The sequence below is a fragment of the Agrobacterium sp. CFBP2214 genome (genome assembly GCF_030209895.1).
GTDB lineage: Bacteria > Pseudomonadota > Alphaproteobacteria > Rhizobiales > Rhizobiaceae > Agrobacterium > Agrobacterium radiobacter.
In genome coordinates this window covers 118,455-144,406 of the sequence record NZ_JARVRC010000004.1, presented here as the reverse complement: position 1 = coordinate 144,406, position 25,952 = coordinate 118,455, and the positions used below count along the sequence as shown (strand labels likewise).

Below are 25,952 nucleotides of genomic sequence, written 5' to 3'. Positions count from 1 at the left end.
GCCTCCACCCAAGGGTTCCTCCCGGTGGGGCTGCCTGTCGCGACAAGCGGCGGCGGCCCCGACTGGAGCTTTTGAGGATGTTTCATGAAAAAACTGTTTTCCAGCGTCAGTGACGGTCGCGGTTTCGACATCGTCCTTGTCGCCTTTCCTTTGGGCTTCCTGTTCGTCATGGCCGGGCTGCCGCTCATCTACAATATTGTCATGAGCTTTCAGGAAGTCGACATGTTCAGTCTGGGCACCTTCGTGCGCCCCTTCGTCGGCTTCAAGAACTATGTCGACCTGTTCCGGCAGCCGGAAACATTGCCGATCCTTTTCAACACGGTCACCTTCGTCGTGGCCTCGATTGCCGGGCAGTTCGCGATCGGCTTTGGCCTGGCGCTGTTCTTCTGGGTCAATTTTCCCGGCGCCACCTGGCTGCGCGGCCTGTTCCTCGTCTCCTGGGTCATGCCCGGCCTCGTCGTCGGCGCCATCTGGAACTGGATTCTCTCGGGCGATTTCGGCGTCTTGAATTTCTTCCTGCGGGAAAGCGGCCTGGTATCGGGCAATATCTTCTGGCGCTCGGATGCGAATTTTTCGCTCTGGGCCGTCGTCATCGCCAATATCTGGCTCGGCACCTCCTTCAACATGATCCTGCTGTCAGTCGGCCTCGCCTCCATTCCCGGCGACCTCTACGAAGCCGCGGAACTGGATGGAGCCAATGCCTGGCAGCGCTTCTACACCATCACCCTGCCAATGATGCGCTCCACCATCGGCGCGATCGTCTCGCTCGGCCTGATCTTCACGCTGCAGCAATTCGATCTTTTCGCCGCCATTACCGATGGCGGACCGAACAACAGTTCCAACGTGGCGCAATATTGGGCCTGGGACCTGTCCTTCCGGCAATATGATTTCGGCAAGGGTGCGACGATATCCGTCATCATGATCGTTTTCGTCATGCTGGCCTCCATCGTTTATGTGCGCTCCACACGGCATGAGGTGCGCGGATGAGCATCACCAACCGCGATCGGCTGATGCTGGTAATCGCCATCATTCTCGCCATCATCTACCTCTTCCCGCTTTACTGGATGTATCTGACCTCGCTCAAAAGCGGCTCGGAAATGTTCGCCAATCCGCCCTCCTTCTGGCCCAGCGATCCGCAATGGCAAACCTATGCCTATGTCTGGAACAGCCGCAACATGGGGCGCTACCTGTGGAATTCGGTGCTGATCGCTTCCAGCGCAGTGCTGCTGATCACCGTTCTCGGCGTCGGCTGCGCCTATGTTCTGGCGCGGTATCGCAATGTCTGGGTGGATATCGGCCTGTTCCTCATCCTCATGCTGCAGGTTCTGCCGGCATCGCTGATGATCACGCCAATCTTCGTCGGTTTCTCGCAATTCGGATTGCTGGATTATCCGCGGCTATCGGTCATCCTCGCCATTGCGGCAAAAAGCATGCCCTTCTTTGTCGTCCTGGTGCGCGCCACCTTCATGGCCGTGCCGCAGGAGCTGGAAGAGGCGGCGCTGGTGGATGGCAATTCCCGGGTCGGGGCCTTCTTCAACATCGTGCTGCCGCTTGCCAGGAACGGTATCCTCGTCAGCGCCATCCTCATCTTCATGCAGGCCTTCGGCGAATTCGTCTATTCGAAATCCATCATCCAGGCGGCCGAATTGCAGCCCGCCAGCGTCGGCCTCAACTCCTTCATGGGCCCCAACACCAGCGAATGGAACAACATCATGGCCTATGCGACCATGTATGTGACGCCCATTCTCGCCCTCTTCATTCTCTTGCAGCGCCGCATCGTATCCGGCCTGACCTCGGGAGCGCTCAAATGACCCTTCAGATCGAACTATCAGGCGTCAACAAATATTACGGCGCCTTCCATGCGCTGAAGAACATCAACCTTTCCATCAAGAAGGGCACCTTCGTGGCACTTGTCGGCCCATCCGGCTGCGGCAAGTCTACCCTTCTGCGCTCACTCGCGGGCCTGGAGACCATATCGGCCGGCGACATGCGTATTGCCGGCACCCTCATGAACGGCGTGCCGCCACGCAAGCGCGATGTGGCCATGGTGTTTCAGTCCTATGCGCTCTACCCGCATATGACTGTCGAAGAAAACCTCACCTATTCGCTACGCATGCGTGGCGTGGCCAAGGCCGAGGCCCGCAGGGCGGCGGAAGAGGTTGCGGCCACGACCGGACTCTCCAAGCTGATGAAGCGTTATCCCCGCGAACTCTCCGGCGGCCAGCGCCAGCGTGTGGCCATGAGCCGGGCGATCATCCGCAATCCGCAGGCCTTCCTGTTCGATGAGCCGCTCTCCAACCTCGATGCGGCCCTGCGCGTCCATATGCGCAAGGAAATCCGCGCCCTTCACGACCGCCTGCATGCAACTTCAGTCTACGTCACCCACGACCAGATCGAGGCAATGACCATGGCTGATCATGTCGTCGTCATGCGTGACGGCGTCATCGAACAGCAGGGCACGCCGCTGGAACTTTACGACCGCCCGGTCAATCGTTTCGTTGCGGGTTTCATCGGCTCACCGGCCATGAATTTCATTCCGGCGACAGTCAGTCCGGACGGCGCTTCGCTTCTACTGCAGTTCGGCGAAGGTGAGCCGCAGCAATCCATAAGGGCGCCAGCCACCCTGCCGCCCGGCAAACATGTGATCGTCGGCATCCGGCCGGAACATATCCGGCCGGCAGCGGCAGAGGGGGCGGCATTGGCATTGCCGGTTTCAGCCGTGGAAACAACCGGTTCGGCCACCTTCCTCACAACAGGAACATCCACCGAACTGGTCATCGCGGTACAGGGACGCAGCGCAGTCAAGGCTGGCGAGATCATTGGCCTCGATATCAACCCGGCCGATATGCACCTCTTCGACGAGGCAACGGGCATTGGCCTTGCGAGACAATAATCCATATCCGTAGAAGGGCTATGCTCGCGGGCCGCATGACGGCCCGCTGTCCTTGCCGGGGGCGCCAAACCTGTTCTTACCCGGTCCTGCTCTTGCTGTGAGTGGTTTCAGCGCGATTTGAAGATATCGAACAAGCTACGGCGCGCTGTCGCGGAGGTGGCGGTAGCCCGACCAGCCTCGCGGGAGGCGATTGCCGGCGCAGCGGGCCCTTCTATATCCACCCAGCGACCGGCATGATCGGTGGATTGGCGTTTCAGATAGGTATAGGCCGTTTCGTCCCAGCGCAAAACCTTCGCCTTCATATTGTCGAGAATGAAATCTCCCCGATCGGTTCTGACTGTCAGGATGGCGTGGCCCTCTCCCCGTTCGTCCCGCACCACTGTTATCAGGAGATTTGAAACAGCAAAACCGGACTGCATCAGGCGCCTGCGCTTCTCCAGCGCAAGGTCTTCGCAGTCGCCCGCACCCTTGTAGGGATATTCCCAATAATCCTCATAACTCCAAACCTCCATGTCGGTGCGCTGGTCGATCTCGACGTTAACGGCATTGTTCACCGAAACAATCGTTGCCCAGGCATCGGGGGTGAGGGTGAGGGGCGGCGTGGCCGTCACCGGCTGACATTCAACCGAATGCCGCTGGCAGAAGTCATAGTGGCCGACAGGCTGCGACGTGATCTTGCCAGTCTGCATGAAAGGAGACGCCTGAACCGGCGCAGCCAGGCAGGTCGCAATCAGAATGCAACAGGCTTGCAGCAATTTGATGGGAAGGGTCATGGTCGTCTCCTGACGACAGACCTATCGGCGGCGATTTGCGTTCACATGAAACAAAAAGCTCGATTTTTAACGAACCGGGAATTTCGGTCTCGATCGTGCTGGAGACGAGCGCGCAAATGACATCGATCAGAACGCGCATCAAACGGCCCCCAACGGTAAAGTGAGCGATGCGAACTTGTCAGCTATGGCCAGCCTGCCTATGAAGGAGCCCTCGCCGCGATAACAATCCACGTTACAGAGAACGCTGCATGAGCCTGTTTGCGAAGACTTCCCGCGCAGCCGCCGTCATCCTGGCGCTGGCCTCCCTTCCTTCCTATGCGCTGGCGCAGCAGGTGACCGTCGTTCCCCCCGGGAACAGCTCCGCCGAGCAGCCGGAAATCCCCAGAGCCTCGGCGATCCGCACCAGGGCCTCGTACACGACCTACGACGAAAAGTTTCGGAAGACGGTCGATCTTTTAAACAGCGAGCCCGCCCTTCTCGGCAAGATCAAGAAGGCCGCAGCGGCCTACGGGATTGACCCCATCCATATCGTCGGCGCCATCGTCGGGGAACATACGTTCAACGTCTCGGCCGTGGATCGCCTGCAGACCTACTACATCAAGGCCATTTCCTACGCCGAACTCGATATAAAGTTCAGCTATGACGGTGTTTCCCTGAAGACATTTCTGCAGCGGCCGGAATTCCGGCCCTGTGAAACGCTTGCCACCACGTCGGAACAATGGAGTTGCCGTGATACCGTCTGGGACGAGAGTTTCCGCGGCAAGGTGGTGGATGGTGTGAGCTATGAGGCCATCTCCTTCCAGCGCGCTTTCTTCCAGCCCTTTTATGCCGGGCAGACCTTCGGCCTTGGCCAGATCAGCCCGTTGACGGCCCTGCAGGTGACCGATCTCGTCAACAGGACGAGCGGCCTGCCGAAACTGTCGGCGGACAGGCCGAAAGATATCTACCGTGACGTTATGGATCCCGACCGCAGCATCATCTACATCGCCGCCATCCTCAGGGATTCCATCGATGCCTACAGGGAAAAAGGCTTCGACATTTCCGGCAATCCCGGCATCACTGCCACGCTTTACAATGTCGGCCAGCCAAGGCGTCGCGCCGAACGTCTGCGGGCTGCCGTGGATGCAGGGGCAAAAAAACTGCTGCCGGTCGAAAACTATTATGGATGGCTGATCAACGAGCGCCTCGACGTCCTGAAAAGCATTCTCGACGGCAAGGCCATCGACCAGCGGACGACCTCTGATATCGGCGGGAAAAAGCAATAACGGCTTTTTATCGTCAAACAATCAGGCAACCGCCCAGATTGCGCATCGCGCGTATTTCTCGGGAAATAACCGCTTATTTGCGCGCAAAGATTGCTCAAACGCATCGTCATGGCATCAAAAAACCGAAAATCGCTTTTCCAGCGGCCGAAAATTTGTTAGGTCGACCGGCACAAGAATTTACTGATAGTGGGATAAATCAACCCGATGCCTGACGAAGGCGACAGTACAGACGGTAGTCGACACCGAACGAGGCTGGCTCGCGTAACGCGAAGCCAGCCTCGGATCTTCTTGTTTTCATCAACGCGACGACTTCCAGCCTCGGATGTGCAATCCGGGGCTTTGCGCGTTTGCACCCATTCCCATAAAGGCTCCTGAACATGGAATTCCTCGCAGATCCGAACATCTGGATCGGCCTCGTCACCCTTATCGTTCTCGAAGTCGTCCTCGGCATCGACAATCTCGTTTTCATCGCGATCCTTGCCGACAAGCTGCCGCCGCACCAGCGCCACAGGGCCCGGATCGTCGGCCTGTCGCTGGCGCTCATCATGCGCCTCCTGCTGCTGTTTTCCATCTCCTGGATCGTCACGCTGACACGGCCGCTTTTCACCGTCGCCGATTTTTCCTTCTCGGGGCGCGATCTCATCCTCATTCTCGGCGGCGCCTTCCTGCTCGCCAAGGGAACCATGGAGCTGCACGAACGGCTGGAAGGTGATCAGAAGCCGAAACAGGGCAAGGTAGTGCATGCGGTCTTCTGGCAGGTCATCGTGCAGATCGTCGTGCTCGATGCCGTGTTCTCGCTTGACAGCGTCATCACCGCTGTCGGCATGGTCAATAATCTCTGGGTGATGATTACCGCTGTCTGCGTGGCCATGGCCGTGATGATGGCAGCATCCAGGCCGCTGATGGCTTTCGTGTCGAAACATCCGACCGTGGTCATTCTCTGCCTCGGTTTTCTCCTGATGATCGGCTTCAGCCTGATTGTCGAGGGTTTCGGCTTCCATCTGCCCAAGGGTTATCTTTACGCCGCCATCGGCTTTTCCGTGCTTATCGAGGCGGCGAACCAGCTTGGCAGGCGCAACCGTGAAAAGCGCATCACCGCCGGCGATATGCGTGAGCGCACCTCCGACGCCATTCTGCGGCTTCTGGGCGGCCGGGTTGGCGAACAACCATCCCTCGGTGAGACTGCCGACGTCATCGCCGCGCAGGCAGCGCAAAGCGATCTGTTCAAATCCGAGGAAAAGGACATGATCCGCGGGGTGCTCACGCTGGCCGAGCGTCCCGTCGTCTCAATCATGACGCCACGAACGGAGATCGACTGGCTCGATGTCGACGCCGACCACGACACGCTGAGACACCGCCTGCTGGAACTCGACCATTCCCGATTGATGCTGGCGCAGGGCAAGCTGGATTCATTCCTCGGCGTCGCCGCGACAAGGGATCTGCTGCGTGATCTTCTGCACGACGGAAAACTGAACCTTGAGCGCTCGCTGCGTGAGCCCCTCGTGGTGCATGAAAGCGCCACGGCGCTGCAGGTCATGGAACAGCTGCGAAAATCGCCCCTGCAGATGGCCGTCATCATCGATGAATATGGCACGTTGCAGGGCATAGCAACGCCGACGGATATTCTCGAGGCGATTGCGGGCGAGTTTCCGGATGAGGGCGAGGAAGCGCAGATTTCCGAACGGGCGGAGGATGGTTCCTGGCTGCTGGATGGCGCTGTGGACGTCAGAAGGGTATCCTATCTCCTGGATATCAATCTGGTGGACGAGGCCGACCGCTACTCCACAATCGCGGGCTACATCCTCTGGCGTCTCAATCGCCTTCCCGAAGTCGGCGAACATATTGCGGGCGACGGGTTCGAGTTCGAGATCGTCTCGTGCTCCGACAGAAACATCGAAAAGATCCGGGCGTGGAACACCACCCTCTCCGATGGATGATCCGGGCGCGGGAGGCGGCCGGCAGGAGCGCCTCCCGTCCAAATGTTTCGAATGGAATAGGCGACGCCATATAGCCTGTGATATCAGACCATGGTTCGCAACGGGGGAGTTGAATGGCGAGAGGGTTCGTGACAGCCGAAGAGGTGGCGAAAAAGGCCGGGGTCTCGCGTTCCGCCGTCTCGCGCACCTTCACACCCGGCGGCAGCGTATCGAAGGCCGTGCGGCGCAAGGTGCTCAAAGCCGCACAGGAACTCGGCTACCGCGTCAACCGTCTGGCGCAGGGTCTCAACAATGACCGCTCCAATCTCATCGGTGTCGTCGGCGCCAATCTCAGTTCTCCCTTCATTTCAAAGCAGCTCGATCTGCTCAGCATCGGGCTTCTGCGCCGTGGGCTGCAATGCCTGTTGCTGAATGCGGCGGATGCCCGCAAGGACATTGCGCCGCTGATCGAGCGTCTCTTCGAGTTTCGCGCCCAGGCCATCGTCGTTCTCTCCGGTGAACCGCCGGCGTCGATTGTCGATGAATGCATCGCCAACGGCGTGCGCCTCATCCTCATCAATCAGCGTCTTGATCGCACCGACACGAACATGGTGCTGAGCGACGATTCCCGCGGCGCCGATCTTGCCGCCATGCGGCTTGTCGAAGCGAAATGCAAAAAGGTCGCGGTCATTTCCAGCGGCAGCCAGACGCCGGCACAGTTGCGCCGTGCCGGCGCCTTCACCCAGCGCATGAGCATCGAAGGCGTCGAGGTCGTGCCATGGTCCGGCGGGCCGACGAGCTATGACAGCGGTTATCAGGCCGGCCGCGAGTTGCTCACGGACAAGACAATAGACGGCGCCTTCTGCGTGACCGATCTGCTGGCACTTGGTTTCATGGATGCCGCCCGGCTGGAAATGGGCCGCCGGGTGCCGGAAGATATCTCGATTGTCGGTTTCGACGACATTCCGCAGGCCGGCTGGAAAAGCTACCAGCTGACAACCATTGCCCAGTCCTTCGACGCGCTGACCGAGAAGGTCTTGACCGCGCTCGATAGCGATGAGCCGGAAACCCGGCTTCAGGTCGTGCCCGTTTCCATGGTCGAGCGCATCACCGCGCGCTAGACCAAATCTCCTTCCGGGCAAAACTCTTCAGTTCAAACCGCAACGCGTTCATGGTGCGGCGCAAGCCGAAGCTCCAGATCGCGCGGGCTGCCTTCGGCACGCTCAAGAAACAGGCCGAGTGCTCCGAAGAAGATTTCGAGAAAGCTCTCCACCGAGCCATCGTGATGATCCGGCTTACGACCAAAGCGTTCCGCCAGCGTTCGATAAAGGGAAAGCCGTTGCGGCGCGATATGCGGCAGCGAAAGACCTGCGCCCTGGCGTAGGCAATACCAATCGGCAATCAGCTCGAACATCGGCAGGTCTGAGGACAGGATAGCATCATCAGGCGAGGATCGGTCTTCGCCTTCAAGTAGGTCGAGAACGTCCCGAACGCTTTTGTCGGCGATTGCCCTGACGACAGCGGCCGGCCATTCCTTGGCGAAATAGCGATGCCTGATCAGCGCCCTGTTGTGACCCAGCAGAAAATCACCGTAATTGCCCGCCGCGAAAGCCCGGTCGTCTTCCTCACCCGCCAGTGCTGTTTCCTGCGCGTAACCGCTGCAAATGCGGCCATTGACCGGCAGGGCAGCCATCTCCACCGTCTCGACAAGGATTTCCTGCCGCGACGGGTGGACGACCTTGAAGGCGGGCGGAAAGGCGACGAGCGACGGCACGGCGATATTGGTGAGCGAGTTTTCGCCTTCCCCGCGACGGGTCACGCCTTCCACGTGCAGGTGCCCGCTGAAATGGACGGCAAGCCCGGCCTGCCGCAGCGCATCCTCCACCGCCCTGCGCGGCGTGCGGCGCACGACATTGGTTTTTCCGAACAGGGCGCTTTCCGCACCGCTTGCGCCATCGAAAGGATCGAGCGCCGGATAGTGGGAAAAGCCAAGCAATGTCTTGCCGAGCGCCTGCGCCCTGCGGCGCACATCGGCGATCCAGTCAATGATGAAAGGCTTGCAGCGCAAAAGCGCGTTCCAGCCGCCGGAGGTGCTGTCCGTAAAAGCCGCGTCCTCACCCCTTTCAAACTCACCATCGAGTGGTTCGAAAATATTGGCGTCGATCATCAGGAGCCACAGGCCCGGCTCGGGCTCGACCAGATAGGAAGCATCCATCAGGCGATAGACATTGCGACCATCGGGTGAGCGCACCTCGTACATCCGGTCTTCCGCCGCATCGGAAAGACCGAAGGGGGTTTCCCAATGCAGATAATCCGGCTGACGGAAATAACCGAAGGCCGCCATCGGGCCAAGACCCGCCGGATAACCCTCGCAATACATGCGATCGCTGATAATGACGCGCTCGCCGGCCCGCCGTACATCGCTTGAAACGGAAAGGCACCTGCCATTCTCCGTCAGAAATTCCTTGGTGTGGTGCCGGCCAAGCGGGCCGAAAATATCGTGATTTCCGGGCAGTGCGTAAAAGGCAGTGCCGTGGGCATGGCTGTGGCGCTGCAGAATGCCCTTCAGCGTCTCCGTCGTTTCCCGCTGGCCGTCATCGGTATAATCGCCAAGCAGCACCACATGGCGAATGCCGCGCTGGCGCACGTCTTCGAGCGCCGCATGCAGCGCATCGGTGCTTTCGTTGAAAACCCGGGTGGATTCGCGTGTATCGGACCAACTGCGCATGGTGATGCGCTGGCCATCAATCTCGATGCCGGGAAACCCGAAATCGGCTGCCGTGTCATGAAAATGCACGTCGGCGATGACGGCAACCGAGGGAAGCGTGCGTGTCAGCATGAGTGAGCAGTCTTTCTGCCCTCGACCATGTCGATCCATTCGGAAGCACGGCGAGCGGCGGCATAAAGCATCGGTTTCGGTGTCTCGAACCATTCATCCGGCCGCAATTCCCGTCTCGTGCGGATCACGGCCAGTGCATCGTCGAGGGTGGGATAGAGATCCGGCCGCTGCTTGTGCAGGAAAAGCGCCACCAGCGAAACGGAGCGGCTGCGGCCGCCGCGGCAATTGACGAGCACATTGCCGCTATCGGCAAAGGGATAGGTTTCCCGCTTCGGCATGGTCTGGCGAAGCGCGCCGTCGAGAATGTAATAGGCGCCCAGCATCATGGTGTCGGGGCTACCCTCGCCATCAATAAGGCCGAGCTTGTAATAACGAATGTCGCCATAACCTACCGCGCGCCTGTCGCCCTCTTCTGCCGTGGCCTGCACGAGATTGATATCCAGATTGACGGCGCAATTGACGACGATGGTGATGCCATGCCGGCGCAGGAGCCCGAGATCACCCGCACCATCGCTGCCGCCAATGTAAAGCGCAGCATTGTGCGGGCCCAGCCCTTCCGCAATCAGGCTGATTGCTGGCCGGGCATAAACGGGTCCATCCATTTCATTCCTCCACATGCACGGAGCCCCCTTTAAAGGGTCTCCGTCATAAATCATCCCGCCGCAGCTACCGCGCGGCAAGGACTATGTTCGACGCCTGGCTGACGCCTTTGGCAACACCGGCGGCTGCGGCCAGCACCGGCCCGCCATCCCGCAAGCTGCCGATTTCCAGAAATGGGCACACGTCGCCGCCAGCTTCGCTGACGAGTAGCAGGCCCGCAAGACAATCCCATGAATTCATATGCAATTCGAGATAGCCGTCGGAACGGCCATCGGCCACATAGGCGAGCGCCAGAGCACCGGAGCCGGCGCGGCGGACATTCGCGCCCATATCGAGCAGCTTCGTGACCACATCGAGATAGGTGGCGTTCGCGACCCGGGTGGACCAGCCCATCTCGATCGAAGCCGCATCGAAACGCTCCGTTTCCGCCGTCCGGATCGGCTCCCCGTTACGTGTCGCACCTTCGCCGCGGCGGGCGAGATAAAGCTCGCCGAGGGCGGGGTTATAGATCGCTCCGATTTCTGTCCGTCCGTTTTCGACATATGCGATAGAGATGCAGAAATGCGGAATGCCACGGGCAAAATTGGCGGTGCCGTCAATAGGATCCACCACCCAGACGCGCTCTCCGATCTCGCCGCCGCCTTCTTCGCCGAAAAAACTGTCATCCGGGAAAGCAGCCGAGATCGCGCCGCGAATATGCGCTTCGGAAGCCGCATCCGTCACCGTCAGAAAATCCTGCGGCCCCTTCATCGAAAAACTGCGCGTGGCCTCGCCCTCAAAACCTTTCAGCACCAGCTCCCCGGCGGACAGGATAACGCTGCGGCACAGTTCGGCTCGCGCCGCCAAGGTGTCGGGATAGTGGATTAAATCCATGTGCAAGAACCATTCCTCGAATTTTGAACACGCGTTCATAATGCACGCGCGCTCAAGCTTTTCAAGAGAATCTAAAAGGGAACTCATGAATATCGAGGGAGAGAAGCCTCATTCTACCAGATCAATAGATTTTCCACGGCGCATGGCAAGAAGCGAAGGGTTTTCTCACCCATCGGACATACCAATCCAGGAAACGCTTAATAACGAAAATAATGAAATGTTGCGAAATGCAGCGCCTGCATCTTGCGGTTGATACAGTTTTATGTCGGTTAACCCTGTGCATTTCCAACGATGTAACGGGAATTAAGTTACAAATGCCGCTCTGTACTTGAAGAGCCATAAATGAAATTACTGACCGCCACACAAAAATTGCAGGACTTCGTGTCCGTTCGGTCCGACAATCCTGATCTGCTGAAAGCGCAGTACCGTGCTTTCACCCGACAGATGCCGATGATGTATTTCATTCTGCTCTCAAGTACATGGGCGCTTGCCGTAACGCATATGCAGGTGGCGCCGCTCTGGCTCACCATTGGAATTCCCGGTCTCTTCACCCTCGGCTGCACGCTGAGAGTCACCTTCTGGTGGAGGACGCGTGGTATAGATCCCGCACCCAAGGTGGCACATGCAGCCCTTCAGCGTACCAATCGTCTGGCTGCCGGCATCGCCATGGCATTCACGCTCTGGTCTTTTTTGCTGGTGCCCTATGGGGATGCCTATACGCGATCCCACGTCGCCTTCTATATGGCGATTACCGTCATTTCCTGCATTTTCTGTCTGATGTATGTTCGCTCGGCCGCTTTCATGGTGACGGTCATCGTCAATGGCGCCTTCATCGCCTTCTTTCTGGCGTCGCGGCAACCGACATTTGTCGCCATCGCCATCAACGTGCTGCTGGTCTGCACCGGCATGATGTCCATCCTGCTGACCAACTACCGCAATTTTGAGCGCATGGTCATTTCACAGCAGCGCACGGAAGCGCTCAGCAATGAAAACCTGCTGCTTGCCAATATTGACAGCCTGACGGAACTGCCCAACCGCCGCGCCTTCTTCGCCCACCTTGAAGCCGAGCTCGAAAAGGCGAGGACCAACGGAACCCGGCTGGCGCTGGGCGTCATCGATCTGGACGGGTTCAAGCCGGTCAACGACCTTTATGGACACTCCGTGGGAGACAGGCTGTTGATCAATGTCAGCAAGCGCCTCACCGCCAATCTGAAGGCCAGCAAGGCGTTTCGACTGGGCGGCGACGAATTTGCCATTGTCGCGCCTATCATACCTGATGATGCGCAACTCGTGGCAAATGCCAATGCGATCTCCGAGCAGCTGAGGGCGCCTTACCATATGCCTGAGGGAACGGTGCATGTTTCCGCATCCATGGGAATAGCGGTCTTTCCACACCTCGCCTCCACGCTCGAGCAGCTTTTCGACAGGGCTGACTATGCCCTCTACCATGCCAAGAAAACCCGGCGTGGCGATGCCGTTCTGTTCGATGCGGAGCACGAAAAGCAGATCAATATTGAAGCCCGCGTCGAGCACCTGCTCAAACAGCGGGATATGGAAAACGAGCTTTCGGTCGTGTTCCAGCCGATCGTCGATATACGCGACGGAAGGACGGCAGGGTTTGAAGCGCTGGCGCGCTGGCATAGCCCGGTTCTCGGGCATGTGCCGCCTTGCCAGTTCTTCCCCATCGCGGAACGGGCCGGCATCGTCGGTTCGCTGACGCGGCCGCTTCTCAAAATGGCGCTCGCCTCCGCCGCCACATGGGAACCCTCCCTGCGCCTGTCGTTCAACCTTTCGGCCCAGGACCTCAATTCCCATGAGGGCGTGCTTTCCCTGCTCGGCATCATCGAAAACAGCAGCTTCGATGCACGACGGCTGGACCTTGAAATTACCGAGACGGCTTTTGCCCATGATTTCGAACAGGTGAGGCAATCGGTCGAAATGCTGCGCCGCCTCGGCTGCGGCATATCGCTGGACGATTTCGGCACCGGCTATTCCAGCCTGACGCGACTGCATGCATTGCCGCTGACCAAGATCAAGATCGACCGCAGCTTCGTCACGGACCTGCACGAAAAACCGGCCAGCTACAAAATCGTGAAATCCCTCCTCACCCTCAGTCGCGACATGGGACTGGAATGCGTGGTGGAAGGGGTGGAAACACCAGCCGAGCTAACCGCACTCGAAGGCCTCGGCGCCACGCTGGTGCAGGGCTACATCTATGCGCCGCCGCTTCGGGAAGAGGATGTCGGTGCGTTTCTTTCGGGCCAGGCGAGTCCCAAACATCGCACCAAATCCATAGCTCTCAAAAATCCAAACAAGGCTTGGTGGTAAGCTCCGATGCGCTCCCAAGTAAAACTTCCCCAGCGCCGGAATAGACATCACCGATGAGCCAACCTGGGTCAGGGATACATCAAGCGCCAAAGAGATGATACGTGCCTCATCAAGGACATGCAGCCGTATTGCAGCGTCCCGGTGGCGGCCCATGTGTCTCGGCATTGTGGTTCGCCGCTGTAGTTGTCGGGGGGAGGCTCATGCCATTTCCCTCCCGGTCCACATTGCTGCGATTTTAGAAGGCCTCAGGCAGACCCAGCCGCATCAATAACATTCGAAGCCTTCGGAAGCTCGCAACTCAGAGATCTGGGTGTTCTATCCGCTCCCAAGCCGCACCATCGAAGCGGAAAACATCTTTCGATGCGACGACCCAAAGCACGTTTTCGATCACCTGCGCAAAAAACGGACCATTGTCGATAGATTCGTTATCATCACGATTGCTCAAGCGCGGAAGAGGAGGATCAAATCTGCCAAAACGTCCTGTCTTGGGATCATACTCATAAAGACCGCCGGGACGAACGCTCGCCGCCATGACGAGTTTTTCCCGATACGGAGTGATCATGTGAAAGAGATTATGCTGCTGCCGTAATGCGACAGGCGAAAATCCCCGTGTGTGACTTCCGTGTATGAGAACACCTTCTCTCCCACATACCCAGACACTGTCAGGATTCTCGATGTAAATTCCGGTCAAAGCGGCCACCGGAATTGGAATTTTCAGTTCGTGCAACTCATGACCATCCCAGAAACAAAGGACCGGTTTGGTACCAGGCCCCTCCTCCCCGCAAAGATAGATGGCTTCTTCCGACAAACCGTTTATGTCAAAGAACAGTATATCGCGGGAGGCTGGATTGAGGGCCGACCGAGTGACCCATTCCTGCCATTCCGGAGAAAGAAATTCCGGCTCTTTTTCAGGCTTTGCTTCCTCCTGCGCATTTGGGTTCAGCAACAATTTATCGGTCAGGAGACGCCAATCATTGTTCCCCTTGCGAACATAGATTTGCCCCCCCTCTCCGCAGGCATATAGGTGTTGCCCGATCTCGCGGATGCGAGTGAGACGCCCGTAGCCTTTCGAATCGTCACTCCAACTACCGGCTCCCTGAATTTTCTCTTGAAAATTCTCCTTCCAGTAGGTGTGATAAACGTCACCCTCCGACGACAGCAAAACGAAATAACCATCTGGCGTAGCGTGCTCAGCGCTATGATACACAGTCATGCTTTGAATATGGAAACCGAAGTCGGAATACGTCCAGTCCTGCGGCGGCACGTCGTCACGATCATACCGATAAAATCGGCCATCAGGATCGAAAGGTTCAGCATTGTCTCTCGTTGCGACAACGGCGAGCGTTTTGCCCGACCTCGCATATGCTCTCGTGAAATCGATAGGCAGCTTGGTTTTCATGGTTTTCTGGTCGCTCCTTCAACAGCTCCAGACTTCAAAGCCGATATGGTTTCTTCAGGAAGGGGAGGATATTGTTTAGCTCGTAAAAGCTGGAACGGATTTTTTCCAGCATATTGGGTCGTCAGGGCTGCCATAATCTCTTTTGCACAATCGGGCCTCACGCTTATCATAGCCTGGGCTGACGCCTGAACTACTTTATGTAAGGGTGCCGTAAAAGGTGGCGTTGAATTTCTACCCGCATTTTCGATCGCCTTGTCCGCCAGATGACCACCCCAGTGCTCGGTTTGCTCTACCCGGGCATTCCCAATAACACATATAGCCATACCATCATTAAGGCTGGGCATATTCGGAATGCGCTTATCGGCATCCTCTCTCGCGCCATAACGAAGCGTCCAGTCCGGAACTATATGGTGAGCCTGCATGCCGTACTGACCGCAGACGCTCTTCATCTTGGCGTAACGGTCGACCTGACACTTCTTGCGGTATTCGTCCCGATCGGAGACACGTACGGTTTCGCTCTGGGGTAATGCCTGTGGCCGGCTTTCTGGTTCCTCACGCACTCGCTGCCGATGTCGACGGAGCTCCTCCATCGCCCAATCCCGCATCTCCCAGCTGTCATGTCCGGCGTCGACACCCTCGTCGAACATTTCTTTGATCCGCCGCTCCTGATCGTCCCGTGGGACGACGTCAGACAGATTTGCACCATTATCGGGGATAAGGACGCTTGATAATATCCCGATGACATTTAGGCGGCGGGCCCAAATGCCCACCCTCGCGAGACGGCCAACTTTTGCAAGATCGCTCACAACCCTGTGAGGCGGGGTACGATACCACTGAGGCGCTCGGGCGGGTCCCGGGGTTATCACCCTTCCCGGACCACGAGGAACAGTCTGGGGGACAGTCGGCCTTGTCGCCGGCATTCCTCCGCGAAGTGCTTGCGCAGAGTTTTGAGCTGCCCCAGTCGTCGCTGCGGCAGCCGATCCCGCATAAGCGTATTTCTCACCCGCTTTAAACGGCTCGGGCGACGCATCGCTCATAACCCGGCCTTCGTCCGACCCGTCCTGCCATCTAAGCGACCCCCGCACCGGATCATCATCCTTGGGAGGATCATAGGTCTGCGTGCTGCGGACGAAGATCGCCTCACCCTGGGTATTCCTGCTGTTCATATAAAAACGATCGAGGTGGCGAATGACATGCGAGCCTTCAGCAAGCACCTGATCAGCGTGCCCGATGGGTTCGCAGATGCTTTCCACCGTGCCGGATTTTACCCCCTTACGGTTACCGGGCGCGTCGCCGTGCACATGTGTCGTACACGAACGCATCACCATTGCCTTTTTGCCGGTGAACCGAACAGACGGCGTATAGTTTTTATCATGGCCGCAAAAATCCACGACCGGATAGGGAATAGGCACCACCGACGAGCCAACCGGTGTCAGGCATACATCAGGTGCCAAAGAGACGATACGCGCCTCATCGATGTCACGCAGTCCCTCACGCGGTGTCCCCGTCGTCCATGTGCCGGGATATTGGGGCTCTCCGATATAATTGTCGCGGGGGATGCTCATGCTGTCTCCCTCTCGGTTAAAGCCGCTTCGGTTTCGGGCGACTTCAGACGAACGCGCGTCAGGGTAAGTTTTGTTTCACCGGCATCGGGAAGAGGAAACCTGATGCGCCAGGTCAGAAGCACCCGTCCGTCATTGCGCCAGTCGAATTGCACACCATCAAGCTTCAGCACATGCCATTCATCGCGATCTTCGCGAGAGCAATGGACACCGAGGGTAAGGCCAGGCAACGAGCCTTTCGCGACCGGATGCTCAGAACTCAGGTTAACCAGCTCGTAGTTCTCGTCACCCTTGAGGTGAGGCGTCGCGATGAGATCAGGATGGGCCGCCTGCCAGAAGCGTGGATCAAAATCACGCGGCAAGAGGGGGTGCCTCTCCTCCCGCCAACCATCATCATAGGTTCCGGAATATTGCTGACGGAACTGCCACCAAGGCGAAACGAGCCCAAATCCCTGCGGTTCCGGCGTGCTCCGCCAATCGGAATGCTCACCGACGGCAGCGATCTGCGGAGCTGGAACAGGCCCGGCGTCGGCAGGCATCTCAAGATTGACGATGCCGCACCCAAGCGGGTTTCGGCGCTCCACGTCAATCGGTGTTTCCGTCCCCGCGTCACCTGCGCCAGGGATCGCGCCGCCATAAGCGTTGCGCCAGCATATGGCCACGCTTCTAGCCGGTTCAGGATCGCTCAGTTTCCAATCCGCTATGACACGTTTGGCTTCCCTGGCGGAAAAACCTGCCCATTTCTCCTTAACGACAGGCTGCCAGAAGCGTCTGCCGAAAACCTCGATTTGCTTGAAAATTCCGCCAACGCGGATGGAGGCACGCCAGGATTTCTCCGGCTCGCCGCTCGCAGACCACGCATTCCCGAGAAAGGTTATATCCGTCCCGGGCTTGTCCGGGGTAAGATCGCTTTGGCGCAGGAGGACGGTCTGGTGCGGATCGCCCTCATAGGCGTCCTCCCATTGAAAACTTTCCTGCTCGGCTGCGATATCCAGAGAACCGCCCTGGGCATGCATGAATGTTGCACGCACGGAGACGATACAATCGAGCCCTCCTTCGGCATCGAACTGACGGAAAGCCATGGCGGGAAACGGCAGGCGGTTCTGAAGTTCCAAGACCCGGCCTCCGTCAGTTCAGATCGATCGGCTTGCCGCGAAGCTGAAAATGATCCGTCGCCACGAAGTTGAAGGTCTTGCCAAGAATGATGACCTCGCCATTCGCCTTCATGATGAATTTGGAATCGCCGCATTCGATGACGAACTCTTCACCGACTGCAATCTTCTTGAACTTTCCGACGCTTTCCAGCGACGTCTGGCCGACATTCGTAACCTTGCTGACCCCGATCTGCTCAGCCCGCGCCACCCCGACGCTGTCGGATTTGAATGTGCTGACGATCGTGTTCATGATGCCCGGCAGCGGAAACAATCCCGAAGCATCGGAACCGACGCCCGAGCCGGAACCGGCAAGCGCCGTACCGGCGTCCGCACGCGGACTTGGACCGGAGACAACACCTTCGCGTGCGGAAAGACCGCCCGCACCGAGGAAACCTAGCGCCGATGAGGCAAGCGTGGTAGCGAAGGCCGCGAGACCCGGGCCGCCGCCGCCGGCGATCCGGGCGGCTTGCGAAAGCAACCCGGCCGTCTGCCCGGAGAGCGCCTGTACGCCGGCCATGGCCATCATCGCCATCGGCCCCGTGCCGCCGACGACGGTGTTTACCGAGCCTCCGATCTCGTGTTTCTGGTTGCCGGAAACTTCCACCGCGCGGTTGCCGCCAACCGAGGCGACCTCGTGGCGGTCGATGCGCTTGGTCCGGTCATTCAATACCCGCGTCGTCTGGTCCTTCTGGGCGTGGAAGAACTGGTTCTCCTTGCCGGCCTCATCCTCAAAGGTGATTTCGTTGAAACCGTCGCCCTTGTGGCTGTTGGAACGCAGCACCATGCGCGTCTTGTTGGCCGGCAGGTCGTAAGGCACGGAATTGGCCGGATTGTTGACCACGCCAATGACCAGCGGCTTGTCCGGATCGCCATCGACAAAAGCGACCATCACTTCCATGCCGATGCGCGGGATAACCTGCGCACCCCATGTACCGCCGCCCCATGCCTGACTGACCCGCACCCAGCACGTATCCGTGCCATCCTTCTTCGCCTTGCGATCCCACGGGAACCACAGCTTGATACGGCCATACTGGTCAGGATGGATTTCTTCGCCTTCAGGGCCGGCGACGATCGCCACCTGCGTGCCTTCGATGCGCGGGCGTTTTGTTGACCGGTGCGGCGTCAGCGGCACACGGGCCGGAATTGCCTCAAAGTGATTGCGATATTCCGGCTCGTTACTGTTTGTCTCATAAGAGAGATCAACGATGCTGTGGCTTGCCCTGATGATCACATGTTCTTCGTAAGCATGCTCTGGATGGGCAACCTCGAAAGGCGTGAAACGGCGACCGGCCTCCAGAATGCGCGTGGTCGACGAACCGAATACCCGGTCGTGGTCGGCCTCGATCGCCTGGGTGCGCAGTTTCTGCGCCCGCTCGGCCTCTTCCACCGTCCTGATGCGGGCCGGATATTCGTAAAGCTCGCGCTTCGTCGCATCCGGCATCTGCACCAGCGACGGCGTCATCGTACCCGGCACCATGCCCGGCGTCTCGAAATTCCAGTCCGCACCCGCGCGCTGGCCCGGGACATAGGAGAAACGCCGTGCCCAGTCGTTGATGTGGTTGCGATCCGACGAACCCTGCGCCAGACGCACCGTCCCCTCCCCCTGGGCGGCCGGCGACGGCCCAAGCCAGCCACTGGCGCTATCGGCCACATGCAGCTTGTGGGAACCATCCTCATGGCTGAACCAGTAGAACAGGCCGTCCTCTTCAAAGCGGCGCAAAAGATAGTCGAGGTCCGTCTCGTTAAACTGGACGCTGTAGTGCTGTGCGGGTGGCGGAGAAATGATGCCCGACGTATCGGGTGCGGGAATGCCGTGTTCGGAAAACAGCGTCTCGACGACCTCGACCGCCGTCCTGTCCATCCAGATACGGCAATCCGAGCGGCGCGACAGAAGCCACATTTGCGGGCGGAGGGTCATGGCGTAAGAGCGCAAACCGCGTGTGATCGGCGGGCCTTCATGCAGCTCCGTCACCAGGCCGTTGAACGGGCGGCGAACACCGCCGCCATCCCCCTCGCCCTGGCTGATCTCGACCGAGATATCGACCAGCCGACCGATCAGTTCCTCGGGCTTGACCGCTTCTTTCTTGGCTCGCACGGTCAGGCGGATGTCGAAGAGCTGCGACACGCCTTCCTCGACCGTCAGGCGCTCTGGCAGAAGCTGATCTTCGCCCAACGGAGACTTCACCCTGAGAACGCGGCTCGCCTGGACGAAATCGGAAAACGAAGGCTGGTCGGTCATGGGACACTCCTAATCAGGACCCGCGGCTGGACTGCAGGGGCCAGAACCAGATCGTTTCCGAATTGTAGTAGCAGGCAGATGCGCATTGGGTGGCTTCCGAGCCGCCCCGCACAAGATCGATATGACCGCCGCCGGTGTAGCCGGGGATATTGTTGAACGCCACGACGCCATTGCGCGCGCCGATGCCGTTACGCGCCGTCGCGGGCGTGAAAGGCTCGGGCTCGCCGAGATAGCTCGTCCGCTTCATCAGGTTGGCGAGGCGGCGCATGTTCACCTCTATGCCCTTTCCGGCATAGGGGCCTTTCTGGATGCGGTGCGAGGCAGGCACGATGTTGATGCCCGACTTCACGAAAGCGATGCTGACGCGAATGGCGCAGGTATTGTGATAGTTCGGATTGCCGATGAAATCATCCCAGCCGATTTCCGTGAACAGATCACGCTGGCTGATATAGTTCGGGTGCGACGGGTCGCTGCTCGGATAGTTCTTATAGAGAGTGTCAAAGTTAACACGCATGGTTCGTCCCACTAGTTACTTTTCTGCTCACAGGGAAAGGAGACCTTGAGCGCCTCCCGCACGAGAGTGGCTGCCTGTTCATCCAGTTTTTCCGCAGGAAGATCGCCGAGATAGGTGTAGATCCGGTCGGTGAGTTCATGGGGCGCCACGGCGCCCGCACCACACCAGTCCGATCCGCTTGTCAGATCGGCCACACCGGCGATATAGGCGCTCGATTTTGCAACGGAAACCAGCCGCCGCATTTCCGGATCAGACACCTCAGGGGCAAGTTTGCCCTCGATGGCCTGCTTGAGTTCGGTACCGGAGAATATCCATGTCCGTTCCTCGGCACCGGCCGGTGAAAGACCGGACAGAGCCAGAACAACCGGCACGGAAGCAAAAAACGCATATAGGGAGCGCATGATTAACCCGCCTCGTCCAACGTGGATGAGAAACATCACGACGTGAGCTGCAAAACTGCAATGAAAACGTTCCGGTGCCGGCCGAGGCCGGCACCGGGTCGCGTCGCTATCAAGCGGCCTTCGTCGTCGCCAGATCGTAAGAGGCGATCATCGGAGACTGCGGCGAGTTGTTGTCGTCGAACGGCGTGTACTTCACTTCCATCTTGGTGAAGTTGAGCTTGATGGTTTCCACCGGACGATCACCGCTGGAATCCACCGAGTAGCTGGCGATGAGTGTGTTCGTCAGCAGGTACTCGATATAGGTGTTGCCCGGATTGCCCGTGGTCACCAGATGGATGGTTGCGAGCTTGCCAGTGCGGCCGGCGCAGGCTTCCTGGAAAAGCTTGGTGGAAGAAGAATCGCTGACCTTGGTCAGAATGACTTCCGAAATAGTCGGTTCGGATGCTTCGCGGTTTGCAGCAGAACCAGCAGATGTGTTCATGTTGCGTGCCACGTTCCAGTGAATGGCTTCGATGTCCATCCACTTGCGGTGCTCCTCATGCGTGGCGTCGCCCTGGATACCGTCAATCTGCAGATAAATTGGCATGCTGTAAGCTCCTGTAGCTGAAATGACCTCTTGCTTCGAGGCCGCGTTACCCTTCGTTTAATGCCGCATGCGTCGGGTAGCCCCTTCCGACGCGGCAACTTTATCCACCCCACCCTCTTCGGTTGCGGCGAATTCATCTGGCTCCCCAGCCACTTCGGCACGAATACCGAACCGATTTTCATCAAAATCGACAACGATCTTGCCCACCCGTTCTCCCGCGATCACCTTCTCAAGGAAGAAGCTGGAAAGAGGCGGCAGGAGATCCTTGCCGATCATGATTTCGATGGCGCGTGCGCCAATTTCACTTGCACCGGCGCGCGCCACCAACGCGTCGCGCGCGGCATCGGACAGGGTCAGGTCGGCGCCATATGTTGCCAGAACACGCTCCCTGATCTTGCCGATCTGCATGTCCACGATCCTTGCAAGCTCTTCCGCACCGAGCGGCATGAACGGCAGGATGATCGTGCGCCCGAGGAAAGCGGGCTTGAACTGTTTGGTCAGCTCCGGCATCAGCAGCGCTTCCAGCGCCTCGCCTTCCGGCATCGTATCCGGATCGGCCGAAAGTGCGGTCAGCAGTTCCGATCCGGTATTGGCCGTCATGAAGATCGTGGTGTTCTTGAAATCGACATCGCGGCCTTCGCCATCGCGAAGCACACCCTTGTCGAACACCTGGTAGAAAATATCCTGAACGCCGGGATGGGCCTTGTCGATCTCGTCGAGCAGGAGAACGCCGAACGGCCGGCGGCGCACCGCTTCCGTCAACACCCCGCCTTCACCGAAACCGACATAGCCCGGCGGCGAGCCGAGAAGCAGCGAAACCTTGTGCTCCTCCTTGAACTCCGACATGTTGATCGTCGTCAGATGGCTGTTGCCGCCATAGAGCAGATCGGCCAGCGACAGCGCCGTCTCGGTCTTGCCCGTTCCCGACATGCCGACGAGAAAGAACACGGCCGGCGGGCGGCGAGGATCGGACAATCCGGCGCGCGCGGTTCGCATGGCATCGGCAATCCGGCCGATTGCGGCATCTTGCCCCACGACCCGCTGGCGCATGCGCGCATCCAGAGTGCGGGCGCTTTCGATCTGGTCGGCCAGAAGTTTACCGAGCGGAATTCCCGTCCACCGCGATACGACGGACGCAATCGCTTCACGATCAACCACCGTCGGCACAAGTCTTTCAGCATTTGCCGGCCTGGTCTCAGCCGCACGCCGCAGGGGCGACACATTCGATGCACCGGTTTCAACCGACTGTTCTTCGCTGAGTTCAGCCATTTCCGCATCGTAACGGCTGCGCAGATCGTCAATCCCTCTCTCGAGCTTTTCGACTTCGTCGCGTATCGATTGGATACGGCCCTCAATCTCTTCGTCCTGCGGTTCACGCAGAAGCCAGTTCAACTCATCGGACAGAAGACGCCGCTCACTTTCCATCGCGCGCAGCCGTTCCGGCAGGGTCTGCCGCGCCAGCGAAACGGCAGCCGCGGCCGTATCGAGAAGGCTGACGGCCTTGTCCGGCAATTGCCGCGCCGGCATGTAACGCGCGGATAATTGCACCGCCGCCACGATCGCCTCGTCACGAACGACAACGTTGTGATGGCTGACGAAGCTGTCGGCGACACCGCGCAACATGCGTATCGCGGTTGTCTCATCAGGCTCGCGCACATGCACGGGCTGGAAACGACGCGTCAGCGCCGCATCCTTTTCGAAATATTTCTTGTATTCGCTCCAGGTCGTCGCCGCGACGGTGCGCACTTCACCCCGCGCCAAAGCTGGCTTGAGAATATTGGCCGCATCGCCCTGGCCAGCCGCACCACCTGCGCCGACAAGGCCGTGCGCCTCGTCGATGAACAGGATAACCGGTTCGGCCGAGCGCTTTACGGCATCGATCACACCATGAAGACGGCGCTCGAACTCACCCTTCACACCGGCGCCGGCCTGCAGCAGCGAAATATCGAGGTTCAGCAGGCGGACGTTGCGCAATTTTTCCGGCACGTTCCCGGAAGCGATCTCCAGCGCCAGCGCTTCCGCAACCGCCGTTTTACCGACACCGGCCTCGCCCACGAGAATGGGATTGTTCTGACGACGACGTGTAAGAATATCAACGAGTTGGCGCAGTTCATCGTCGCGCCCAATCACCGGATCGACCTTACCGTTCCGGGCATCGGCGGTCATGTCCTGGGTGTAAAGGCGAAGAAAATCGTTCTGGCCGGCGGCTGGCGCTGTACCCGCCGTCGTGGAAGGAACGCCGTTCCCGGCGGTCTCTTCAACGTAACTGCGAAGGCGCTCGAGAGCCGCGCGATCCATCGTCTTCAGCGACGGAAAAGCGGAGCGGACGAAAGAGCGGAGCGAGGTTTCCTCGTCCATCGCCAGAAGCAGGTCGCAGAGCGTCACGCGGTCGCGTCCGGCCTCCAGCGAAGCAAGAACCCATGCCTCGCGGCCCGCCGTCAGAATGTTCTGGGAGAGCGACAAGGCCTCGCCGTCGCCAATCACGGCCTCTTCCAGGCTGCGGCCGATTTCTGCCCGCAACACCGGAAGTGGAATTTTTAATTCCTCGAATGTTTTCGCATAGATGCCGGCATCTACAACCGCCAGCAGCCAATGCGGGATATCCACGTACCTGTGCCCCATACGCACCGCGACAGAAGCCGCAGCTTCAAGGGTGACGCGCAGGTCAGGCTCAAGCGCTTCAACGAGGCGATTGAGATCGATATGCGACATGCAATGAGCCTCCTGCCCGGGTTCATTCCACAACGTGACGTGGAATAACTATGATGATGAAACCGGGTTGTCCACCCCGAAGTTTATTTTTTATCGGGTTAGATTAGACACTAGACGCCACAATTTAGACACATTTTGAATAAGTCTGTCTGATCAATAGCCTCACGTAAGGGAAGTAACTACAAAAAATCCATTACTATTTTCTGGGGATAGACTACCTTTGGATACGAAGCATGTTAAAACAGATGTAGAACTTTTAGGGAATTGCGGAGATAATATCCGCAATGATTCAAGAACGCGCGAACTATACTATAGAATTAAGGATGAAAGAAACCAGGCACGCACAGAAGAGCGCGCCACCTCCCCTCAGGATAACTTAAAGATCTCCAGTAGCTGGGACAGTGTCAGCAATCTTGGATTGCAGATTATATATTCCGAAAGCAAGGACATAGAAATATTGGCGTGGCTTTCCGAAGCAAGCCTGCGGTTGCGCGGCTTTCCTGGACTGCGCGAAATCTATGAGCTTTGTAATGATCTTTTTTACAACCACTGGGACTCATTGCGCTCGATCAGCGACGATAATGATGAGGAAAAATTTGCACCTTTTGCGGGATTGAACGGCATCGGCACTGAAGGAACACTTGTTCAGCCGCTCCGGCTTGCACCGCTGATCCCCGGAGGGAAATTTGGCGAGCACAGCCTCTGGGATTTCCAGCTGGCGCAGCGGCCAACCGAGAGCAAACGGCGCGAAGAACTGTATCGGCTGGCATCAGAAGCGGGCGTTGCCGCCATGTCTTCCCATCTGGCCGAGGTCAACGCCTGTCTCTCCAGCTTCGACGCCATCATGGCGGTTCTTTCCGAACGCTGCGGCCAGTTCGCGCCACCCAGTTCCAATATCCGTAACACGCTCATCGAAGCCGCCGCCGCCATCCGCACGCTGGGCGGGCGCGAAAAGGAGCCGGCCCCGGTTGAGCAGGCGGCGACCGCTGTTGCGGACACTGACGAGGGCGGGCAACCGGCGGTGCGGATATCCGCAGCCTCGCCGGAAGGCATATCTTCACGCGACGAGGCCTTTGAAACTCTTCTTTCGGTTGCGCGTTACTTTCGCCGGACCGAGCCGCACTCGCCGATCTCGCTCTCCATCGAAACGCTGGTTCGCAGGGGGCGCATGGATTTTTCGGAACTGCTGGCAGAGCTTCTGCCCGAAACGCAGGCCCGAAACGCAGTTCTGACGGCCGCCGGGATCAAGCCCGGCGGAGAAAACGGAAAATAACGGGCAAGGGACGGGAGACGCCGTCCCCTAACAGTCAGCCATGCCAAGGGGCATCAAGGAGGTTGAAATGGCAAGTGTACATGAAAAGCTGGAGCGGGTTCGCAAGCCCCGCGTTCACATCAAATACGAAGTCGAAACCGAAGGCGCGATGGTGGTCAAGGAACTGCCCTTCGTCGTCGGCGTGCTGGGTGATTTCTCCGGCAATCCCACCCAGCCGCTGAAGCCGTTCGGCGAGCGCAAGTTCGTTCAGATCGACCGCGACAATTTCGATGAGGTGATGCGCCGCATGACCCCCGGCCTCAACATTTCCGTTGCCAACACGCTGCAGAAAGACGGAACGGACATGCAGGTCAACCTGAAATTCGAAAGCATGGACGATTTCGAACCCGGTGCCGTCGTGCAGCAGGTTCCTGCCCTGAAGGCGCTTCTGGACGCCCGCAACGAGCTTCGCGACCTGCTTTCCAAGGCTGACCGTTCTGAAGATCTGGAACGCATGCTGGAAGATATTCTGCAGAACAAGACCGATCTCGCAACGCTGGTTTCCGAACTCAAGGAAAAGAACGGCGCGAGCAAATAATCGCCTGTGCGGAGGAAAACCTCCCCGAACGGCCCCCATTGCGGGGCT

The 25,952-nt window shown here is 58.6% G+C and carries 21 protein-coding genes; 9 read left to right on the top strand and 12 right to left on the bottom strand.

What is annotated here, in order from left to right; translation table 11 throughout:
• Positions 1 to 84 precede the first annotated feature (84 nt).
• Genes QRN60_RS13195 through QRN60_RS13185 form a run of 3 tightly spaced genes read left to right on the top strand, consistent with a single transcriptional unit; the run spans position 85 to position 2,893 of the window.
• Entirely contained in the window at positions 85 to 987 is a 903-nt protein-coding gene (locus QRN60_RS13195) for a carbohydrate ABC transporter permease (protein WP_060726686.1), read from the top strand.
• Entirely contained in the window at positions 984 to 1,811 is an 828-nt protein-coding gene (locus tag QRN60_RS13190; RefSeq protein ID WP_060726685.1) for a carbohydrate ABC transporter permease, read from the top strand. The genes QRN60_RS13195 and QRN60_RS13190 overlap by 4 nt, the downstream gene beginning before the upstream one ends.
• Positions 1,808 to 2,893: an ABC transporter ATP-binding protein gene (locus tag QRN60_RS13185; protein WP_060726684.1), complete on the top strand. Its 1,086-nt coding sequence runs from the start codon at positions 1,808 to 1,810 to the stop codon at positions 2,891 to 2,893. Before QRN60_RS13190 ends, QRN60_RS13185 begins: the two co-directional genes overlap by 4 nt.
• A gap of 107 nt (positions 2,894 to 3,000) precedes the next feature.
• Here the strand turns inward: QRN60_RS13185 and QRN60_RS13180 are convergent, their stop codons facing one another.
• Positions 3,001 to 3,666 (bottom strand): transglutaminase-like cysteine peptidase, encoded by a 666-nt coding sequence (locus QRN60_RS13180; protein ID WP_284765604.1) that lies wholly within the window; start codon positions 3,664 to 3,666, stop codon positions 3,001 to 3,003.
• 248 nt (positions 3,667 to 3,914) lie between these two features.
• Between QRN60_RS13180 and QRN60_RS13175 the strand changes: the two genes are divergently transcribed.
• The 3 genes from QRN60_RS13175 to QRN60_RS13165 all read left to right on the top strand — a co-directional run bounded on the left by QRN60_RS13175 (position 3,915) and on the right by QRN60_RS13165 (position 7,968).
• Positions 3,915 to 4,931 carry a DUF1402 family protein gene (locus tag QRN60_RS13175; RefSeq protein WP_111791314.1) on the top strand — a complete coding sequence of 339 codons (1,017 nt, stop codon included), beginning with the start codon at positions 3,915 to 3,917 and terminating at the stop codon, positions 4,929 to 4,931.
• A 377-nt stretch (positions 4,932 to 5,308) separates the two neighbouring features.
• Positions 5,309 to 6,868 (top strand): TerC family protein, encoded by a 1,560-nt coding sequence (locus QRN60_RS13170; protein WP_060726681.1) that lies wholly within the window; start codon positions 5,309 to 5,311, stop codon positions 6,866 to 6,868.
• 113 nt (positions 6,869 to 6,981) lie between these two features.
• Positions 6,982 to 7,968: a LacI family DNA-binding transcriptional regulator gene (locus QRN60_RS13165; RefSeq protein ID WP_060726680.1), complete on the top strand. Its 987-nt coding sequence runs from the start codon at positions 6,982 to 6,984 to the stop codon at positions 7,966 to 7,968.
• A 32-nt stretch (positions 7,969 to 8,000) separates the two neighbouring features.
• Here QRN60_RS13165 and QRN60_RS13160 read toward each other — a convergent pair whose 3' ends face one another.
• From QRN60_RS13160 to QRN60_RS13150, 3 genes are all read right to left on the bottom strand, one after another.
• Positions 8,001 to 9,686: a metallophosphoesterase family protein gene (locus QRN60_RS13160; protein ID WP_111791769.1), complete on the bottom strand. Its 1,686-nt coding sequence runs from the start codon at positions 9,684 to 9,686 to the stop codon at positions 8,001 to 8,003.
• A complete protein-coding gene (locus tag QRN60_RS13155; RefSeq protein ID WP_129565250.1) occupies positions 9,680 to 10,288 on the bottom strand; it encodes a dual specificity protein phosphatase family protein in 609 nt (202 codons plus the stop codon). The genes QRN60_RS13160 and QRN60_RS13155 overlap by 7 nt, the downstream gene beginning before the upstream one ends.
• 64 nt (positions 10,289 to 10,352) lie before the next feature.
• Positions 10,353 to 11,159 (bottom strand): inositol monophosphatase family protein, encoded by an 807-nt coding sequence (locus QRN60_RS13150; RefSeq protein ID WP_060726727.1) that lies wholly within the window; start codon positions 11,157 to 11,159, stop codon positions 10,353 to 10,355.
• A gap of 342 nt (positions 11,160 to 11,501) precedes the next feature.
• Here QRN60_RS13150 and QRN60_RS13145 point away from each other — a divergent pair, with 342 nt between their 5' ends.
• A complete protein-coding gene (locus QRN60_RS13145) occupies positions 11,502 to 13,487 on the top strand; it encodes a putative bifunctional diguanylate cyclase/phosphodiesterase (protein ID WP_111791771.1) in 1,986 nt (661 codons plus the stop codon).
• Between the two features lie 298 nt (positions 13,488 to 13,785).
• Here the strand turns inward: QRN60_RS13145 and QRN60_RS13140 are convergent, their stop codons facing one another.
• The 8 genes from QRN60_RS13140 to tssH all read right to left on the bottom strand — a co-directional run bounded on the left by QRN60_RS13140 (position 13,786) and on the right by tssH (position 24,054).
• On the bottom strand, positions 13,786 to 14,886 hold the full coding sequence (locus tag QRN60_RS13140) for a hypothetical protein (RefSeq protein WP_060726676.1): 1,101 nt from the start codon (positions 14,884 to 14,886) through the stop codon (positions 13,786 to 13,788).
• Positions 14,883 to 16,451, bottom strand: a complete 1,569-nt coding sequence (locus QRN60_RS13135; protein ID WP_077998785.1) for a DUF4150 domain-containing protein — start codon at positions 16,449 to 16,451, stop codon at positions 14,883 to 14,885. The genes QRN60_RS13140 and QRN60_RS13135 overlap by 4 nt, the downstream gene beginning before the upstream one ends.
• On the bottom strand, positions 16,448 to 17,530 hold the full coding sequence (locus QRN60_RS13130) for a DUF2169 family type VI secretion system accessory protein (protein WP_284765603.1): 1,083 nt from the start codon (positions 17,528 to 17,530) through the stop codon (positions 16,448 to 16,450). Before QRN60_RS13130 ends, QRN60_RS13135 begins: the two co-directional genes overlap by 4 nt.
• 46 nt (positions 17,531 to 17,576) lie before the next feature.
• On the bottom strand, positions 17,577 to 19,841 hold the full coding sequence (gene tssI / locus QRN60_RS13125) for a type VI secretion system tip protein TssI/VgrG (protein WP_129565276.1): 2,265 nt from the start codon (positions 19,839 to 19,841) through the stop codon (positions 17,577 to 17,579).
• 13 nt (positions 19,842 to 19,854) lie between these two features.
• Positions 19,855 to 20,355 carry a type VI secretion system amidase effector protein Tae4 gene (locus QRN60_RS13120; protein ID WP_003504563.1) on the bottom strand — a complete coding sequence of 167 codons (501 nt, stop codon included), beginning with the start codon at positions 20,353 to 20,355 and terminating at the stop codon, positions 19,855 to 19,857.
• An 11-nt stretch (positions 20,356 to 20,366) separates the two neighbouring features.
• Positions 20,367 to 20,756, bottom strand: a complete 390-nt coding sequence (locus QRN60_RS13115) for a Rap1a/Tai family immunity protein (protein WP_003504562.1) — start codon at positions 20,754 to 20,756, stop codon at positions 20,367 to 20,369.
• A 109-nt stretch (positions 20,757 to 20,865) separates the two neighbouring features.
• Positions 20,866 to 21,342 (bottom strand): Hcp family type VI secretion system effector, encoded by a 477-nt coding sequence (locus tag QRN60_RS13110; protein WP_003504561.1) that lies wholly within the window; start codon positions 21,340 to 21,342, stop codon positions 20,866 to 20,868.
• Positions 21,343 to 21,399: 57 nt separating this feature from the next.
• The gene (gene tssH / locus QRN60_RS13105) at positions 21,400 to 24,054 is read right to left on the bottom strand and encodes a type VI secretion system ATPase TssH (RefSeq protein WP_111792894.1); all 2,655 of its coding nucleotides are present in this window, start codon (positions 24,052 to 24,054) and stop codon (positions 21,400 to 21,402) included.
• 220 nt (positions 24,055 to 24,274) lie between these two features.
• Here tssH and tssA point away from each other — a divergent pair, with 220 nt between their 5' ends.
• Positions 24,275 to 25,327: a type VI secretion system protein TssA gene (gene tssA / locus QRN60_RS13100; RefSeq protein ID WP_080864573.1), complete on the top strand. Its 1,053-nt coding sequence runs from the start codon at positions 24,275 to 24,277 to the stop codon at positions 25,325 to 25,327.
• 67 nt (positions 25,328 to 25,394) lie between these two features.
• Positions 25,395 to 25,904, top strand: coding sequence for a type VI secretion system contractile sheath small subunit (gene tssB, locus QRN60_RS13095; RefSeq protein ID WP_020010212.1), 510 nt, complete (start codon positions 25,395 to 25,397; stop codon positions 25,902 to 25,904).
• Positions 25,905 to 25,952 lie beyond the last annotated feature (48 nt).